The organism is Pseudanabaena sp. SR411 (assembly GCF_002251945.1).
Lineage (GTDB): Bacteria > Cyanobacteriota > Cyanobacteriia > Pseudanabaenales > Pseudanabaenaceae > Pseudanabaena.
Map to the genome: position 1 here is coordinate 1 of NZ_NDHW01000206.1, position 16,075 is coordinate 16,075.

The window sequence follows — 16,075 nt, forward strand, 5'->3', positions numbered from 1 at the left end:
TAAATAATGATTCACTAATAGGAATTACTATCATTAATTTCTCAGGAAATCGCTGAAACCCTCATTGTCTCGTTGTAAATATTTTTAGGCTTCCATTACGAGCGGAATGTGGGATCAAATAATTTACTTTGCCATTTACGACTAATTCTAAAAATTTATCATCTTTTCTAGAGCAAATCACAGCTTAGATTTCATCGCTCAAGATCTCGTTTAGGATTTCTTGGGTTAAGCCATGTGCTTGTGCTTGTGCTTGCATTTCTTGAATAATTTTTTCTAGCGATCGCCTATTCACAAATTGTTTGAGCGAACTATTCAGAATAATCTGCATTTTTTTACGTTCTATCAAGTTTGCATCTTGATAAGCTCTTGCAATTTCGGGTTTAACTTCGATGCTAATGGTTTCCATAATTCACCTCTAAAACAGATAGCAAGATATATTAAGTAACCTTCTGTAACCTAATGACTGCACCAAGGAATTTGGTTTGACGCATTCCGTTGATAATAACCAGTGTAATGGTTATTTCCCCTAGCAAATTCTTCTTTACTATATCGGGGTTGTCGCAATAGCATAGTTTTATTTCTCTGAAATCTACGATTTTATATGCATCTTCTCTAAAATATTATCTTGATTTTCTAGATTTATGCTTTACCCAGTAAGCGATCGCGCAGTAACTTAATCTTGTCACGAAAAGCTGCGGCTTGCTCAAACTCCTGCTTCTTTGCCGCATCCTTCATCTGTGCTTCTAACTGTTCGATTACGGTGGGAATGTCATCTAGCGAAATTTCCTTCGCATTATTTACCACATATTCAAGCTGACGCTCATTGAGACGACGCGACACAGATAGAAAGTCAAGAATTGCATTACCTTCAATGGATTTCACAATCGATGTCGGTGTAATCTGATTGTCTTCATTATGTTTAATCTGAATACGACGACGACGCTCCGTTTCCGAAATTGCCTTTTCCATGCTGTTAGTCATGCGATCGGCATACATAATCACCTGTCCGCCAATATTTCGCGCCGCCCGACCAATCGTCTGAATCAGCGATCGCTCGGCTCTTAAAAATCCTTCTTTATCTGCATCCAAAATCGCCACTAGTGAAACTTCTGGCAAATCTAAACCTTCACGCAGTAGGTTGACTCCAATCAACACATCAAACGTACCTCTGCGTAAATCTTGGAGAATTTCAATCCGTTCAATTGATTTAATGTCTGAATGGAGATAACGCACGGCAAGATTTCGCTCTTGGAAATATGTGGTTAAGTCCTCAGCCATTTTCTTGGTTAGTGTGGTAATTAACACCCGCTCCTTCCGCTTAACTCGTTCTTGGATCTCGTGGTAGAGATCATCGACTTGCCCTTCCGTTGGACGCACGAAGATTTCAGGATCGACAACGCCAGTCGGTCTGATAATCTGTTCGACAACTTGCTCAGAAACTTCCATCTCCCAATCCCCAGGGGTTGCTGACACAAAAATACATTGTTTAACCATTCCCCAAAATTCATCAGCCTTAAGAGGACGATTATCCGCCGCACTCGGCAAGCGAAAACCATGATCGATCAGCGTCATCTTCCTTGCGCGATCGCCGTTATACATGCCCCTGATTTGCGGAATGGAAACATGGGACTCATCAACAATTAGCAACCAATCATCCTTGGGGAAATAATCCACCAAACAGGCAGGAGATTCACCAGCTTGACGACCTGCTAAATGCCGCGAATAGTTTTCAACTCCATTACAAAAGCCGACTTCTTGCAACAGTTCCAAATCATATTTTGTGCGTTGCTCTAAACGTTGTGCTTCAAGTAATTTCCCTGCATTGGTTAACTCTTCAAGTCGCGCTTCTAGTTCTTCTTTGATCTCTGCACAGGCAATTTCTAAGCGATCGGCAGGGGTGACAAAGTGCCGAGCAGGATAGATATTCAGTGCTTCCAAACTTTGCAAAATCTCACCCGTCACAGGATCAACGTAGCGAATCGCTTCAATTTCATCACCAAAAAATTCTACGCGAATGGTGCGATCTTCGTAGGCTGGTCCAATTTCTAGGATGTCTCCTTTTACCCGAAATTTGCCACGACCTAGCTCGATATCATTGCGCTCATACTGTACATTGGTTAATGCTTTTAGCAGTTCTCTCTGGTCATATTCCACACCTACTCCCAAGGGAATCGAAGCCTTAAGATATTCTTCGGGAATCCCCAAACCATAGATACAGCTTACGGATGCGACCACAATCACATCTTTACGCTCGAAAAGCGATCGCGTGGCGGAGTGACGCAACATATCGATTTCATCATTAATTGAGGCGGTCTTCTCGATATAAGTATCGGTAACAGGAATATATGCCTCAGGTTGGTAGTAATCGTAATAACTGATGAAGTATTCGACTGCATTATTGGGAAAGAATTCGCGCAATTCGTTACATAGCTGCGCTGCCAAGGTCTTATTATGGGCAAGTACCAAAGTGGGCTTTTGATATTTGGCGATCGCATTGGCTACGGTCATGGTTTTGCCTGTCCCTGTAGCGCCCAGCAGTGTCTGATAACGTAGTCCTTTTTGTAATCCATCAAATAATTGGGCGATCGCTTTTGGTTGGTCGGCAGTGGGCTGCCAAGGGGTACGAATATCAAACAGAGCCATGAGCTTGGAAAGTATTGAGAAAATGATCAAAATCAGCGATCTCTATCATATCAAACCTAAATTCAGGACGGTTAGAGATTCGTCGTAAAGGATTGAAACTGCGGCTTCAATCCTTTACGGTGTAAATACAAGTTACCAAGAACTCAAGTTCTTGGCTAAAAGCTAAAGTCGGTTGAAACCGACTGAAGAAATTCAACCCATTTCAAAGGGTTTGAGCTATTAGCCTGTACTTGAATGCAAGGCTTGGGTGCAATGCGATCGCTTGCATTAGGAAAAGCCAAAACCCAAGAAGCGAGTGGCGGCGCTTCGCGCCGCCACTCGCTTCTTGGGTTTTGTGTCCTAACAAGAGTGGCTATAGCTATATAATTTAAGCTAGTTCACATTCTTGCTAAGGAGTTGTATATGCTAGACAAACGTGACTATACGCTGATTATCGATAAAAGTGGAAGCATGTCAAACACTGACAGAGGCACTAACAAAAGTCGGTGGGAAATTGTCAAGGAATCGACGCTTGCCCTTGCTCGTAAATGCGATCAGTTAGATCCAGATGGGATTACGGTATATTTATTTTCAGGAAAGTTTAAGCGATATGACAATGTTTCGGCAGTGAAGGTTGAGCAAATTTTCCAAGAAAATGATCCGATGGGTGGGACTAATCTCACCTCTGTTCTTCAAGATGCAATTAATCAATTCTTTCAACGCAAAAAGGCTGGTCAAGCTAAAGGTGGGGAAACAATTTTAGTAATTACTGATGGAGAACCAGACGATCGCCGTTCTGTGTTTGAAGTAATCATCGAAGCAACTCGTCGGATGAATTCTGATGCAGAACTTGGGATTTCTTTTATTCAAGTTGGTTCCGATCCTAGTGCTACTGATTTTCTGAAGGCTCTAGATGACAAGTTACAGAGTATTGGCGCAAATTTTGACATTGTAGACACGATTACGCTTAGTGATATGGAAGATATGACTTTGGCGGAAGTGTTATTGAGCGCAATTAATGATTAGGTAATTTTTTCAGTGGCGAGGCTTTGCCTCGCCACTGAAAAGCAGGATTAAGTACAAGCAAATTTTATAAATAAATACAAATCAAATGGAATCTCTTGAATCCATTCTTTCCGATCTTCAGGGTAAATATAAAGATCCAAACAAAGAGACGAATGCTAATAAACAGCATCAGGATGAGCCGATCTCTACTCCGCCTTTACCCAGTCAAACGATTATCCCGCCGATCGCCCCAGCCCCTAACTCGTTGGATAGTTTGTTAAATGATTTGCGTAATAATTCACAAAGCCATTCGCAAAGTAATTCGCAAACCTATGCACCTGATTACACTTCTCCACAGGTAACGCCTGAAGCTTTACCTAGCCAGCCTTCACCAGTGATTGATCGCGATTTACAGCAGATTGCCGATCGCCAAAAAGCTAAGGATTACGAGGCGATCGCTAAAACTGCAACTGAATGGTTAAAAAAGCTTGATCCCCTTGGTGGTGAAGGCTTATGGTTTGAGGAATTTGCTAAAAATTATCCTTCGCGTTTAGAAGCCGCGATCGCCTTACTACAATCCAAATAATTATAAAGAGAACCAGTTTTATGTGGCACGGCAAAGCCACGCCACATAAAACTAAATCGCAGGAACATAATTTATGAATATTTACCGTCTAGCCGTTTTAAGTGACAATTACGTTTTTGTGTTACATGATCCTGCTAGCAACACTGCGGCAGTGGTTGATCCTGCTGTCCCTGAACCTGTACTCGCAAAAGTAGAAGAGTTAGGGGCAACTTTGATAGCGATTTTTAATACCCATCACCACGGCGATCATGTAGGTGGTAATAAGGCGTTAATTGAAAAGTTTCCCAGTGCCATTGTTTACGGCGGTGAAAAAGATCGCGATCGCATTCCCCATCAGCAAGTGTTTTTAAAAGGCGGCGATCGCGTGACTTTTGGCGATCGGGAAGCGCAAGTATTTTTTGTGCCTGGTCATACCTATGCCCACATAGCCTATTACTTTGAGCCAAGTGGCGATCAAGGCGGTGAATTGTTCTGTGGCGATACTTTGTTTGCTGGCGGCTGTGGCAGGTTATTTGAAGGTACTCCTGCGGAAATGCTTGCTTCATTGTCGCAATTGCGTCAACTGCCAGATGATACTCGTGTTTGGTGCGCCCATGAGTACACCCTTGGCAATCTCAAGTTTGCACTGACTGTGGATCAGGATAATCCTGATTTACAAGAACGGATGACAACAGCCACGGCGATGCGTCAAAGAGGTGAGGCAACTGTGCCAACTACGATTGGTCTGGAAAAGCGGACTAATCCTTTTATGCGTTGGGACTTTCCCGCTCTTCAGCGATCGGCGGGTATTGAGATTCCCGATCGCGTATTTGCCAGAATTCGCGGACAAAAAGATAATTTCGCTGGCTAGGACAAATCAAAACCCCAATAAATGAATGCGGTGCAAAGCACCGCATTCATTTATTGCAAAAAAGATTTAGCAAGTACAAACCAAAACCCAAAATTGAGTTGCGACGCGAAGCGTCGCAACTCAATTTTGGGTTTTATAGCAAAACTAAAAAAGCTCCTCATTGAGGAGCTTTTTTAAGTTAACTGGGGTGCAAGGATTCGAACCTCGGAATGTCTGGACCAAAACCAGATGCCTTACCGCTTGGCGACACCCCAATAATATTTGGGTGCGTTTCACAAATCTCTTTGATTGCGCGGTACTTACTATAGCAAAGGGGGATGGGGTTTTGTCAACCCATTCAGCAAAAAAATCTTCCAAAAACTCAAGGGCTTTTTTGTGGTATGGCTTCGCCATGCTACAAAAATAGTTCTTAATTTTTCTAATTATCTAGAAGTACCGAATCTTTGGACAGAGCAATTTGCAGCTTACAAAAGCCCTCAATGTGGCTGCACACATCTTGGAGATTACGCTCAGACCAAGCCTGTCCATTACTTAAGGGTGTATCAAAACCATTAGCAAAAACATGCACAATCGGATCACCTGCATCAGGTAACACCAAAACCCAATCGCGATCGCTATAAAAAACCTTCACGCCATCAATCAGCTCAATTTTTTCGCGTCCGTAAGATTCGACTAGGTGACGCATGAGTGTTCCTTTAATACTCCAAGGACAGCGCACCATCTGTTTCCGAAAATGACAACGGGGCAAATGTGAACGCACTTGCGACAGCGATCGCTTTTGTAGGGTGATCCATTCCATGATCTTGGCAATGCTAAACATCGCATCAAATCCGGGGTGAAGTTGCGGGAAAATAAAGCCCATTTCGGCAGAACCACCAAGGACTACGCCCTCATTACTATGGCAAGTCGCCATCAAAGCTGTTGGATTAGCACGGGTGCGGATTACTTTGCCACCATGCTTTTCGGCAATCAGTTCCACCATACCCGAAGCTGAAACAGGAACAACTACTGTGCCGCCAACCTGTGATGTCAGCACCATTTCCACCATTAAGCCCGTTAAGGTTTCATCGCGAATGGATTTTCCTAATTCATCGATCAAGATAAATTTTTCGCCATTAGCATAGACCTGTACGCCAAAGTTACCTCTTACCGCCTTAACCACATCGGTTAACTGAATTAACATTTTTTCGCGATCAACGGGAGCAGGAGCAACTTCATTGAGACTGGCATTGAGAACCACCACATCGGTGCTAAATTTGCCTAAAATACGCGGCAAAACTGCTCCTGATACTGCGTAAACATAATCAATGACAATTTTTTTACAATCGCTAAATCTGATCGCCTCAACGTCAATATTTTTGGCAAAGCCGCTGTTGTAATAATCTAATACGCGAGTGGGGTAACTAATTTCGCCGATTTCTTCAATCCTTGCCCTGCGAAAGTCTTCTTTAAAAAATGTGCCTTCAATCTTTTTCTCTGCGGATTTGTTGATGTTAATCCCATTGGCATCCAGAAACTCAATCATCACGCAGTCATTGCGATCGGGGTGGACGCGCACATGAATACCGCCGACAACGCTTAGACTGGGGGCAATAAATCTCGAAATGGGGATCGCTGTTGCTTCAAGGTTTTCGACATTAATGCCTACAGACATTAATCCCGAAATTAGCGATCGCGTTAGCATTCGGCAAATCGTGCGCTGATCCCGTGAAACCATCACATGGGAATTAGGACGTAACGTTGCACCATAGGCTGCCCCCAGTTTTACCGCAAATTCGGGCGTAATATCCACATTGGCTAAGCCAGACACACTATGCTGTCCAAACAAATTCCGTGAAGCCATCGCGCCCCAAATCAAATTGGTGGTTAGGGTTGCGCCAGCTTCCACATGTTTGCTCGGCCAAATTCGCACATTCGGGAAAACTCTCGCCTCTTCACCAATTACAGAATTAGAGCCAACTACTGCTCCTTCCATCACATGGGCGCGGCGACTAACGCGAACATTGCGAGAAATCGTACATGCCCAAAGATGGCACTCTTCGCTAATCATGGCACTATTGCCAATGATCGGTCGTTGTAGGTCGCAGTCGGAGCCAATGGTGACGCGATCGCCGATGATCGTACCTGCGGAAATCTTAGTGCGATCGCCGATCGAGCAATTACTTCCAATTAGCACAGGCGGCTCAATTTGGACGGTGGGTGAAATGACTGTATGTTTGCCAATCCATAAGCCTGTCCGTAGCTGCACATAGTCTAGATCTAAGTGAACTCGCCCCCTAATGGCATCATACTGCGCCTGTCGATACGCATCCAAAGAGCCAATATCACACCAATAACCACTGGCGATATACCCATACATCGGTACATTTTTGGCGAGTAACAGTGGAAATAGATCTGTAGAGAAGTCACTTGGCTCGTTAGCTGGTAAAAAATCTAAAACTTCTGGTTCAAGAATATAAATGCCTGTATTCACCGTATCGGAAAAAACTTCGCTCGTTGATGGTTTTTCCAAAAATCTTTGAATGCGATCCTCCTCATCGGTAATCACCACCCCAAAAGCCATGGGATCGCTGACTCGGCGCAAAATTAGAGTTGCTTGGGACTTTTTGGCGCGATGAAATTTGAGGGCGGCAGTGAGATCAAAGTCAGTAATACTATCGCCACTAATGACCATGAAAGTACTATCTAAAAGACTTTCGACATTTTTGACGCAACCTGCGGTTCCCAGTGGTTGATCTTCCTCAACCACATACATCATATTTACGCCAAAGTCTGAGCCGTCGCCAAAATGTTCGCGAATGACATCGGGTAAGTAATGCAAGGTGGCAATTACTTCGCGGATGCCGTGACGCTTCAACAAATTGAGAATATGCTCAGTAATAGGTCGATTTAGCACCGATACCATCGGTTTAGGCATATCACAAGTGAGTGGACGTAATCTTGTTCCTGAACCACCTGCCATCAATACCGCGCGCATAGATCCTCCGAACGCCAATACGTAATAGGATTAGGCTCTAGTATCGTTCAAATTTGCGATAAAGCAATGAAAATAAACCTTAATCCTGAAACCGATCCCCAATCAAAAATTATTGTGGCGATGGATGTCCCATCTGCTGCCGAAGCTATAAATTTGTGCGATCGCTTGCCTCAAGTAGGTTTCTGGAAAGTGGGACTAGAGCTATTTATCGCCGATGGTAGTACGATTTTGCGCGAACTGAAGGCAAGAGATAAAAAGATATTTTTAGATTTAAAGTTGCATGACATACCTAATACAGTGGCTTCAGCTTGTCGAGTTGCCACGAAATATGGTGCGGATTTCCTAACAATTCATGCTTCGGGTGGTAAGGCGATGATGCAAGCTGCCCAAACTGAAGCCCAAGGTTCGTCAACCCAACTTTTGGCGGTGTCGCTACTAACCAGTATTTCGGCTACGGAACTAGCAACCGATCTGAAAGTGTCCCTTGAAGTCTCTGAATATGTTTCAAAACTGGTGCTTTTAGCAAAAGAAAGTGGGCTAACTGGTGCTGTTTGTTCGCCACATGAAGTAAAAAATCTGCGATCGCTGCTTGGTGATGATTTTTGCTTTGTGACCCCAGGGGTACGCCCCGCAGGAGCCGCAGTTGGCGATCAAAGTCGGGTGATGACTCCCAAAGAGGCGATCGCCGCAGGTGCTAATTATTTAGTAATTGGTAGACCGATTGTTGCCGCACCTGATCCTGTTGCTGCTTGGGAAAAGATTTGTCAAGAATTATAGTAACAACACCCTACGCCAATAGAATTTCTACGATAGCTGGGGTTCGGGCTGGCACGGGGGCGCAGCCCCTACATAACACGAATTGGGTAGGGGCAATCCCCCCGTGGTTGCCCTGCCACGCTAGCAGCAAAAGATTCATCATTGGAAATCGGTTAACCAAAAAGACTGGCTAAGCCAGTCTTTTTGGTTTAAATTGCGTGTTTTTTGAGTTCATCGAGAGACACAATTTTTAAAGCCGCTTCATGGGTAGCAGCGAGATCTACGGGTGGTGCAACGCCTGCGTCTAGGGCTTCCTTCCATCTTGATGCACATAAACACCAGCGATCGCCTGCCTTTAGTCCCACAAAATTAAACATGGGTGCGGGTGTTCGTAAGTCATTGCCTTGAGCTTTGGTGTAGTCTAAAAATTCATCAGTAACTTGAGCGCAGATGACATGAACTCCCAAATCTTGCGCTCCAGTCTGACAAAATCCATCCCGATAAAATCCTGTGACTGGCGATGAACAACATAGCGCCAGATTTTCGCCCAAAACATTTTTGATTACTGCCATAATTTTTGATATTCAGCTTCCGTAACTAGATCCAAGTTAGTTTCCACGCGATCTAGAAACACTTTCCCTTCGAGATGATCATATTCATGTAGAAAGATTCTTGCCACAAAATCAGTTAGCTTTGTGACTTGCCGATCACCTTGACGGTCTAGATATTCCACTTCAATTTGGCGATCGCGTGGTACTAGCCCCCGAATCATCGGTACTGACAAGCAACCTTCCCAGCCTTTTTCAGTGTCCCCTGAAGAGGAAATGATTTTAGGATTAATCATCGCTGTTGGTTCCATTTGGGGCGCGTTGGGATAACGCTCATTGGGATGAGAAGCAATGATGATTAATTGCAGCGATCGCCCTACTTGAGGAGCCGCTAAGCCTACGCCCTTACTTTCTTTGAGCGTAACCAGCATTTCATCAATTAACTTCTGAATTTGGCGATCGCGTACATTGGCGATCGGCTTGGCAATCTCTCTCAAAGCTGGATTGCCAAGCTGATGAATAGTTAGCTTTTTGGTAAATATTTTGTCAATAGCTGGAATTAACATGACTACTTCTTAATTAATAGATTTTGGGGCAACCAGAACTTATTGGCAAAAATCAGGAGGATTTAATCTCTAGGCAATGCTTTACAAAGCTTTAGGATTAGCTTCATAGGCAAGAATATCGATCAAAGCATCAGCTTCCGCAACGGCTAGACGCGCCTTTTGGTAATCATCTTCAAATTTTGTATTGGCGGTTGTATAAGCTTGCATGAGCAAAATTGCGAAGTATTCACGCTTGGTCAATCCTTCAACCAAACTATCAGTATCGCGGTTATAACTTACTGGAAAGGCGCTATCAGTACGTCTAGTCGTCATAGATTGTTTTCCTAACAAAATATCAAGGCATATTTTAGCATCAACAATCTCACGATGAACTATCTATTACCTGTAGGGTAAATACATAAAGTCTGGTTAAATTCAAGCAAGAAATTATCGACAGATTCATCTAAAGTTAATGCAAAATTACCAGTGCAGTATTGTATTAATTAACCAATCTTATAGCGCTTTGCATTCAAACCCAATCTAAGAGGTTTTTAAAAATGTTGCTTTGCAACACTTTTAAAAACCTCTTGTGGTTCGTTTGATCGGCAATTGCTGTAACTTATTTAACTATCTGGGTGTTGGGAGGTTTCAGTGTTTTTAAAAGTTTATAACTACCAAAAGCAATCAAATTTGTTCTTGTTTAGTGCAATGATTGCATCTTCCACGCTCATGGGAGGTATTGCTCAAGCCGAAATTTCAAACGTTACAACGAGTCCAAGTGAGTCGAGTTTGATTCAGGCGATCGGTAATGATCCGATGGTAAAAATTCCTCTAGATAAAACTAATCCTGTTACCAACAAATCTAGCGAATCGTCGCTGATTCAAGAAATTAACCAATATAAAATCGAGACTCCATTAACTAAAACGTCTCAAAACGTTTCATCGGTTTCTCAGTTGAGTGATGTGCGCCCCACTGATTGGGCTTTTACAGCATTGCAATCACTAGTTGAGCGCTATAGCTGTATTGCAGGTTATCCTGACAGTACTTTTCGCGGTAACCAAGCAACTAGTCGCTATGAGTTTGCGGCTGGCTTAAATGCCTGTTTAGACAAGATCAATGAAATTATTTCCGCAGGGCTAGCTGATAAAGTCAGCAAAGAAGATCTCGCTACCCTGCAAAAGCTGCAAGAAGAATTTGCGGTAGAACTTGCAACCCTGCGCGGTCGTGTCGATTCCCTTGATGCGAAAACTGCAAAACTTGAGGCACAACAGTTCTCGACTACGACTAAACTTTTTGGGCAAGCAATCTTTGGTTTGCAAGGCAGGCTCAATAACAACGCCAATATTCCTAGAATTGCTGGTGCAGTTTCAGCAGATCCTGCTACAAATGTCAATTTTGGCGCAAATGTTCAACTCAGTTTACTAACGCAGTTCCCCGATCGCAGTTTGTTGCTGACCAGTATGCAAGCGGGGAATATTTCCACTGATGTACCATTTACAAGTTTTAATTCACTCAACAATGGTTTTACTCGTCTTGCCTATGAAGGCAATAACGCTAATACATTGACTCTAACTGATCTCAACTATCGCTTTTATTTAGGCGATCGCCTCGCGATTATTGTCGGACCTAGAGGGGTAAATGCAGTTAACGTATTTCGTGGCGCAAATCGGATTGAAAGCGCAGGGAATGGTTCCATCTCACTATTTGCTCAGCGAAACCCAATCATTAGCTTGAATGCTGGACAAGCTGGTTTAGGTTTTGACTGGCAGATTGCCAAAGGATTTAGTTTACAAGGTGTTTACTCAGCGGGTAATGCTGCAAGTGTTTCAGGAGATGGTGGTTTATTTGGTGGATCGACTTCGATGGGTGTGCAATTAGCCGCCAACATCTTTGATCGAGTTGATGCAGCGCTCTACTACCTCAATTCTTATACCAATAATGGGACGCTTAATAATGCGATCGGTGATAACTTTGTAGGGATTACTTTTCCCACTAATGTTGCCTCGAAGTTTAATACCAATGCTTTTGGTGGCTCTTTGGCTTGGCGGGCAACTAATCAACTGAATATCGGTGGTTGGGTTGGTTTTACCAATTCTAATATCCAGAATGCTGGGTTCTCTGGCAATGTAAATACTTTTAATTGGATGACCTATGCTAATTTGATCGATTTATTTAAAGAAGGCGATCTCTTTGGTCTTTATGTCGGACAACCTCCTAGTATTACTAGCAGCAATCTGAGTGGAAATATCAACTTTCCTAGTTTGCTAAGTGGCACAGGTGGCATTACTGGCTCTCAAACTGCCACCACCACCCATCTTGAGTTGTTCTATCGCTATCCTATTTCCAAAAATATCAGTATTACCCCTGGGGTGGTGTTTGTGTTTAGCCCTGGTAATACAGCAAGTAGTGACACGATTACGATTGGGGCTTTGAGAACTACATTTACATTTTAAAATTAGGAATAGTTGGTGCTTCGCGTTACTTATAGCGATGTAAGTTTTGCTTAGGACATAAAACCCAAAAGATGAGTGGCAGCGCGAAGCGCCGCCACTCATCTTTTGGGTTTTGATTTTTGTCTGAGCTATCTCTTGTGTTGCTATATTTCTAATTCTAGATTGTCAGTAGTTCTTAACACTTAAAAAACTGGGTAGTCTACAATCTAAATAGGTAATCCTTAAATCTATAAGCGGATTATAGATAAGCAAGCCCCTTCTAAGACATTCTATGCTAATTCTTATTCTTTTACTATCTGGAGGAAATTCCTAATGAAGAAATCAACTTTATTATCTGTCTTAATCGGTACTGCTTGTTTATTTGGATTAGAGGTGGCACCTTCCTATGCACAAGTTGTTACTATCCCAGTTATCGGCGGGACACTTGGCTTAAAGGTTGTAAAAGCTCCTTCTCCGCAGCCTACAGAGATGAGTGCTTCAACTTTTCTTACAACTCTTGGTACTGTGAGTGTTAATCAATTTAATGGGACAGCCGAGAACACGACCTTTGTTGATCCTCCTGGCCCATATGGCGTTTTGCCAGTCAATGCCAATGTAATAACTGGATTCTTTGATTTCTATGAGAATGAGAATTTTCGTTTCATTGGCACAACAAATGGTAGTGCCGCTTTCAGCCAATCCTTTAACTTTACCAATGCTCCAACTACAATCAACGCTACTTTTATTAACAGTGCGCTAGTTCCATTAGGAACCAGTATTGTTAATATTCCGATTTCCAGTGGCTCGATTACACTTACAATTCCTACGCCTCCTGCTCCAATAGTTCCTGTTCCTGTTCCTGTAATTCCTACTCCTGTAACTTGCAATGACTGTCTGATAGTCCGTCCTGATCTTCTGATTTCTTATTCAACATTGGTATATTCAGATTTACAAGAGCCTGAGTATCGTCAGGAATACAAGGACGATTTTTCTGTATCCTCCTTTAGAGGTGGTCGCATTCTTAATCTAGAAGACAAATAAATCTGTGTTTAAGAAATTAGTTCGGGGAATTTGCGGGCTAGTTCTGTAATTGCAGGGCAAATGGCTGCGTTCTCGGTGCGATTTTCTAAAGTATTCCAACTGAAGGGAGCGGATTGAGCAGCCGATAGCCATAATAAGCGCTTAGCACGGGTCATGCCAACGTAGAGTAACCGAAACTCCTCGGCTTGCTTGAGGTAACTGCATTGTCTCCAAGCTTCCTCGGCATTGGGAAGGCGATCGCCATGCACGATCGCTCTAATTTGCGCCCTTGTCACTTCAGGTAATCCAAAGTCTCCTAAGAACTTAACCGATTCAGGAATATAAGCCTCCCCTGGACAAATCCGTTTATGTAGAAATGGCATGAAGACCACATCCCAATCTAGTCCTTTGGCTTTATGTAGACTGATTAGCGTTACCTGTCCCCCTGTCATATAGCGCCCTTCCAGATTTTCATCTTCGACGGCTTCAAAGTTTTCTGATTCGACGATTTCTCGTAGTGATTCAATTACAGTTTGCATTGAATAGCTGCCCACTAGTTGCTGATTGAGGCGATCGCCTAATTTATCAGCAGTTGCTAATAGCCCTGCTTCTTCGTCATAGATAGTAAAGGCGATAAAGGGAATTAGGTTATATAAGGGAAGTTCGATTTTAGCGCGTAGTAACCCGATGCATTTAGCTTGGGTTTCTTGTGCAAGTGGTGATAAAGCTGGATCTAACAAAGTCGGATAGAGAAACTTTTCGGGATTACTGGCGAGAGCATTGAGATCTTGCTGTGATGAGATTTTCTGGCGATCTTTGAGAACTTCTAACGCTAATTTGAGATTGTCGGGGGAGTGAGGACGTTCCATAAATTGCAAAATCGCCAGCATATCCATCGGCACTCGCGATCGCCGATCGCTTTGTTCGACATCATAGATTTTAATCTCATGTTCCTTGGTTAGCCACGCCAGAGACTCGGCAACAAAGCGCCCCTGATTGTGCTGACGCACCAAAATCGCGATACTCAGTTTGGGATCTTGAGCAAGTAATTGCTTAATGCGATCGCCGATCATCGTCATCTCATGCTCGATATCATCGACAGTATTGGGCAAGTAGATTTCTACGCCTTTACCAATGGGTTCAGGATTAGCATTTGCTTGAGGATCGTTTGCATCTACTGGATGAATTCTCTGCTGACGGAAAGGCTTCTCAATCTTGGCATATTCGGAATGATTGACCCAATGCAGCATATAGTTTGCGGTTCGCATCACATTTCTGGTACTGCGTCCTGCTTGATCAAGGGTTGAAAGTTGCGAATTAAGACTACAGCGATCGCAAAATTCATTAAAAAAGCGCGGATCAGCAGGGGTAAAAGTGGAGTTAATCGCTTGGTTAGGATCACCAACCCGCATCAGGTTTTTGCCCTTACCCCCAGCCCCTCTCCCTGAAGGAGAGGGGAGCAAGATTTCTGATTCCCCCTCCCTAGGGAGAGGAAGCTGGGGGGTGAGGGCGAGAATCTCTAATAACTCCGTTTGCAACGGTGAAGAATCCTGTGCTTCATCTTCAAATACAGCAAAAATTCGCTCTTGCCAATATTTGCGAACACCTTCATTTCTTAAGACCCGTAACGCGCCCAAAATCATATCGTCATAGTCGATCGCCTCTTCTTGCCGCAACAGTCGTTCATAGGTTTCATAAAGTCCCGCCGCGATCGCTAAGATATCGCCACCATCAGGAGCTTCCGCTTCACGCAATTCTGTAGCGCTCAAGCCTGAACTCTTGGCTGTCGCGATCGCCTCTCTCGCTAAACTGGGCAATACATCGGTGCGTAATACCGTCTGTCGTCGCAAACGTTCCGTATCTTCTCCGTCAAAGTTTTTCCCTTCTAGCAATAGGTCATACAATTTGGGATTCTCCTTTACCCAGATATTTGTGGCATTGCGAATTAACTTCTGCTTGAGCGATTCCGAAATAATTTTTGTTTCCCCTGCCCCAAATCCTGATAGTTCTCGATGAGTGCTGGCAATGTTATAAGCCAAGCTATGCAAAGTACTAACCGTAAAAGAGCTTTGCGGTAAGCGCAGATTTTTGAGATGCTCGGAGACTTTTTTGCGAATGTTGCTTACCGCCGATCGCGTAAAGGTGACGATTACTAATTGCTTTTGGCGATGCAAATTGAAATTAGCGATCGCGATCGCGGCGGCTACCGCCATACCCGTTGATTTCCCCGCCCCAGGGACTGCGGAAACGGCAAGCTCGCCCCCTTGCCAGTCCGCCATTGTTTGTTGCCCTTTGCGGAGGGTTGTGCGTAATTGATTGAGAGCTTCAGGCGTGACCATGACAACTTTGGCGGATGTACATCACGCATTTTATCGCAAAGCCAAAGAAAAGGAGGGTGGTGCGAAGCGCCGCCCTCCTTTTCTTTGGCTTGTAGATGTCATGAATCCTGCGATGGCGGAGGTCTAGGGCTGGCACGGGGGCGCAGCCCCTACAAGATCTAAAATTTACACGTAGGGGCAATCCCCCCGTGGTTGCCCTGCTTCGCTAGCCGCAAGAGATTGATCATCTGAGTTCCATGTAAAATCAGTTTATAGAACCCATTTGGTATCTTAGGAAGAGTAGAAAAAGGAGTCAAACATGGGATATAGCAGCAGCCTAAGCGATCAAGAGTGGGAGATTATAGAACCTCTGTTACCTAAAAAAAAGAAGACGAAACCACCAACATGGACAAAA

The 16,075-nt window shown here is 43.7% G+C and carries 14 protein-coding genes and 1 tRNA gene; 7 read left to right on the plus strand and 8 right to left on the minus strand.

The window, feature by feature from the left end:
- Positions 1 to 184 precede the first annotated feature (184 nt).
- A complete protein-coding gene (locus B9G53_RS22410) occupies positions 185 to 406 on the minus strand; it encodes a hypothetical protein (RefSeq protein WP_094535674.1) in 222 nt (73 codons plus the stop codon).
- Positions 407 to 639: 233 nt separating this feature from the next.
- Positions 640 to 2,643: an excinuclease ABC subunit UvrB gene (gene uvrB / locus B9G53_RS22415; protein WP_094535675.1), complete on the minus strand. Its 2,004-nt coding sequence runs from the start codon at positions 2,641 to 2,643 to the stop codon at positions 640 to 642.
- 402 nt (positions 2,644 to 3,045) lie between these two features.
- Here uvrB and B9G53_RS22420 point away from each other — a divergent pair, with 402 nt between their 5' ends.
- From B9G53_RS22420 to gloB, 3 genes are all read left to right on the plus strand, one after another.
- Positions 3,046 to 3,648 carry a VWA domain-containing protein gene (locus B9G53_RS22420; RefSeq protein WP_094535676.1) on the plus strand — a complete coding sequence of 201 codons (603 nt, stop codon included), beginning with the start codon at positions 3,046 to 3,048 and terminating at the stop codon, positions 3,646 to 3,648.
- Between the two features lie 85 nt (positions 3,649 to 3,733).
- Complete coding sequence (locus B9G53_RS22425; protein WP_094535677.1) at positions 3,734 to 4,213, plus strand: salt stress protein, Slr1339 family; 480 nt, start codon at positions 3,734 to 3,736, stop codon at positions 4,211 to 4,213.
- Positions 4,214 to 4,286: 73 nt separating this feature from the next.
- Positions 4,287 to 5,063: a hydroxyacylglutathione hydrolase gene (gene gloB, locus B9G53_RS22430; protein WP_094535678.1), complete on the plus strand. Its 777-nt coding sequence runs from the start codon at positions 4,287 to 4,289 to the stop codon at positions 5,061 to 5,063.
- Between the two features lie 182 nt (positions 5,064 to 5,245).
- Here gloB and B9G53_RS22435 read toward each other — a convergent pair.
- Both B9G53_RS22435 and B9G53_RS22440 read right to left on the minus strand, forming a co-directional pair.
- Positions 5,246 to 5,317, minus strand: a tRNA-Gln gene (locus tag B9G53_RS22435).
- 164 nt (positions 5,318 to 5,481) lie between these two features.
- Complete coding sequence (locus B9G53_RS22440) at positions 5,482 to 8,040, minus strand: mannose-1-phosphate guanyltransferase (RefSeq protein WP_094535679.1); 2,559 nt, start codon at positions 8,038 to 8,040, stop codon at positions 5,482 to 5,484.
- 66 nt (positions 8,041 to 8,106) lie between these two features.
- Here B9G53_RS22440 and pyrF point away from each other — a divergent pair, with 66 nt between their 5' ends.
- Positions 8,107 to 8,817 (plus strand): orotidine-5'-phosphate decarboxylase, encoded by a 711-nt coding sequence (pyrF, locus tag B9G53_RS22445; protein ID WP_094535680.1) that lies wholly within the window; start codon positions 8,107 to 8,109, stop codon positions 8,815 to 8,817.
- Positions 8,818 to 9,005: 188 nt separating this feature from the next.
- Here the strand turns inward: pyrF and B9G53_RS22450 are convergent, their stop codons facing one another.
- The 3 genes from B9G53_RS22450 to B9G53_RS22460 all read right to left on the minus strand — a co-directional run bounded on the left by B9G53_RS22450 (position 9,006) and on the right by B9G53_RS22460 (position 10,222).
- Positions 9,006 to 9,368 carry a DUF2237 family protein gene (locus B9G53_RS22450; RefSeq protein WP_094535681.1) on the minus strand — a complete coding sequence of 121 codons (363 nt, stop codon included), beginning with the start codon at positions 9,366 to 9,368 and terminating at the stop codon, positions 9,006 to 9,008.
- The gene (gene def, locus B9G53_RS22455; protein WP_094535682.1) at positions 9,359 to 9,910 is read right to left on the minus strand and encodes a peptide deformylase; all 552 of its coding nucleotides are present in this window, start codon (positions 9,908 to 9,910) and stop codon (positions 9,359 to 9,361) included. The genes B9G53_RS22450 and def overlap by 10 nt, the downstream gene beginning before the upstream one ends.
- A gap of 81 nt (positions 9,911 to 9,991) precedes the next feature.
- Positions 9,992 to 10,222 (minus strand): hypothetical protein, encoded by a 231-nt coding sequence (locus B9G53_RS22460; protein ID WP_094535683.1) that lies wholly within the window; start codon positions 10,220 to 10,222, stop codon positions 9,992 to 9,994.
- A 375-nt stretch (positions 10,223 to 10,597) separates the two neighbouring features.
- On the opposite strand from B9G53_RS22460, the gene B9G53_RS22465 reads away from it, so the two are divergent.
- Entirely contained in the window at positions 10,598 to 12,343 is a 1,746-nt protein-coding gene (locus B9G53_RS22465; RefSeq protein WP_141211856.1) for an iron uptake porin, read from the plus strand.
- A 312-nt stretch (positions 12,344 to 12,655) separates the two neighbouring features.
- Positions 12,656 to 13,363 carry a hypothetical protein gene (locus B9G53_RS22470; protein WP_094535685.1) on the plus strand — a complete coding sequence of 236 codons (708 nt, stop codon included), beginning with the start codon at positions 12,656 to 12,658 and terminating at the stop codon, positions 13,361 to 13,363.
- An 8-nt stretch (positions 13,364 to 13,371) separates the two neighbouring features.
- Here the strand turns inward: B9G53_RS22470 and B9G53_RS22475 are convergent, their stop codons facing one another.
- Positions 13,372 to 15,681, minus strand: a complete 2,310-nt coding sequence (locus B9G53_RS22475) for an ATP-dependent helicase (protein WP_094535686.1) — start codon at positions 15,679 to 15,681, stop codon at positions 13,372 to 13,374.
- On the opposite strand from B9G53_RS22475, the gene B9G53_RS28750 reads away from it, so the two are divergent.
- The gene (locus B9G53_RS28750; protein ID WP_254923772.1) at positions 15,674 to 15,808 is read left to right on the plus strand and encodes a hypothetical protein; all 135 of its coding nucleotides are present in this window, start codon (positions 15,674 to 15,676) and stop codon (positions 15,806 to 15,808) included. The genes B9G53_RS22475 and B9G53_RS28750 overlap by 8 nt on opposite strands.
- The last annotated feature ends 267 nt before the right edge of the window (positions 15,809 to 16,075 follow it).

Coding starts and splice junctions, on each gene's coding strand:
- B9G53_RS22450 (WP_094535681.1), bottom strand. CDS start 9,368: ATGGCAGTAATCAAAAATGTTTTGGGCGAAAATCTGGCGCTATGTTGT.
- B9G53_RS22420 (WP_094535676.1), top strand. CDS start 3,046: ATGCTAGACAAACGTGACTATACGCTGATTATCGATAAAAGTGGAAGC.
- B9G53_RS22475 (WP_094535686.1), bottom strand. CDS start 15,681: ATGGTCACGCCTGAAGCTCTCAATCAATTACGCACAACCCTCCGCAAA.
- B9G53_RS22410 (WP_094535674.1), bottom strand. CDS start 406: ATGGAAACCATTAGCATCGAAGTTAAACCCGAAATTGCAAGAGCTTAT.
- def (WP_094535682.1), bottom strand. CDS start 9,910: ATGTTAATTCCAGCTATTGACAAAATATTTACCAAAAAGCTAACTATT.
- B9G53_RS22440 (WP_094535679.1), bottom strand. CDS start 8,040: ATGCGCGCGGTATTGATGGCAGGTGGTTCAGGAACAAGATTACGTCCA.
- pyrF (WP_094535680.1), top strand. CDS start 8,107: ATGAAAATAAACCTTAATCCTGAAACCGATCCCCAATCAAAAATTATT.
- B9G53_RS22470 (WP_094535685.1), top strand. CDS start 12,656: ATGAAGAAATCAACTTTATTATCTGTCTTAATCGGTACTGCTTGTTTA.
- uvrB (WP_094535675.1), bottom strand. CDS start 2,643: ATGGCTCTGTTTGATATTCGTACCCCTTGGCAGCCCACTGCCGACCAA.
- gloB (WP_094535678.1), top strand. CDS start 4,287: ATGAATATTTACCGTCTAGCCGTTTTAAGTGACAATTACGTTTTTGTG.
- B9G53_RS22465 (WP_141211856.1), top strand. CDS start 10,598: ATGATTGCATCTTCCACGCTCATGGGAGGTATTGCTCAAGCCGAAATT.
- B9G53_RS22460 (WP_094535683.1), bottom strand. CDS start 10,222: ATGACGACTAGACGTACTGATAGCGCCTTTCCAGTAAGTTATAACCGC.
- B9G53_RS22425 (WP_094535677.1), top strand. CDS start 3,734: ATGGAATCTCTTGAATCCATTCTTTCCGATCTTCAGGGTAAATATAAA.